Origin of the sequence: Pseudomonas edaphica, assembly GCF_005863185.1 — a bacterium.
In the GTDB taxonomy this organism is placed as follows: Bacteria; Pseudomonadota; Gammaproteobacteria; order Pseudomonadales; family Pseudomonadaceae; genus Aquipseudomonas; species Aquipseudomonas edaphica.
The window spans coordinates 1-844 of sequence record NZ_VBVZ01001073.1 but is presented as its reverse complement, the minus strand read 5'-3'; the positions used below and the strand labels follow the sequence as shown (position 1 = coordinate 844).

Annotated in this window: 1 protein-coding gene; it reads right to left on the bottom strand. The window is 60.5% G+C overall.

The window, feature by feature from the left end:
• Nucleotides 1-819, bottom strand: an 819-nt coding sequence (locus FEM54_RS33320) for a phosphotransferase (protein WP_420875342.1), incomplete at its 3' end; no start/stop codon positions are given.
• Nucleotides 820-844 lie beyond the last annotated feature (25 nt).

Here is an 844-nt window from a genome sequence, read left to right as displayed (position 1 = left end):
GTATTTGTAGAAGTCGAAATCCAGCTGCGACACCGCGTGCTGGACCATCGCCCAGGTCGACCATTTGATGTCGGCCAGGGCCTTGTGCAACTTGATCCGCGCCAGCCGTTGCGGGGTGACCTGGCCGAAATAATCTTCGATCAGCGCCAGTTCCATTTCGTCGGTGAAGAACATCTCGCCAAACCACAGCGCCAGCTCGTAATGACGGTCGTTATTGGAGGCGTACTCAAAGTCCACCAGGCGAATCTGGCGGCGGTCATTGAGCATGAAATTACCCGCCAGCGTGTCGTTCATGCACGGCGCCAGGTCGATGCCCGACGCTTGCAACGCGCCACGCGCCCGGTCACATTGGCGACGCAGCCAGGCATCATCGCTGGGCGTGCAGCCCTGCAGTTCTTCGACCTGGCGCTGATGCTCGGCAATCATGTCGAACACGGTTTTGGTCTGGCACAGCGGCGACTGGTCGTTGAACGCTTTCAGCGCATGCAGGGCGTTATGGCGCACATCGCGGTCGAGAAAGTCCTGATTCGAAGAGGCGCGCCAGCCTTCCATAAACTCGAAAACTTCAACGCCAAACTCTTCGAGGAAGGCAAACACCGGCGCACCATAGCCGGTTTGCGCGGCCTTGACGCTGGCGTCATGGGCGGTGCGCCGGTCGATAAACATCTCGGTGCCGGCGCCGGGCACTTTGAAGAAGTAGGCGGTGTTGAGCCCGCTGACCTCGACCCGCCAGTTGCTGTTGGAGATCCCGCCGCTGACCGGCTCGTAACGAATGCCCGAACCACTCCAATCGCGCACGCCGCGCACTGCCGCCTCCAATTGGCATTCTTGAGGCGTACAGGCC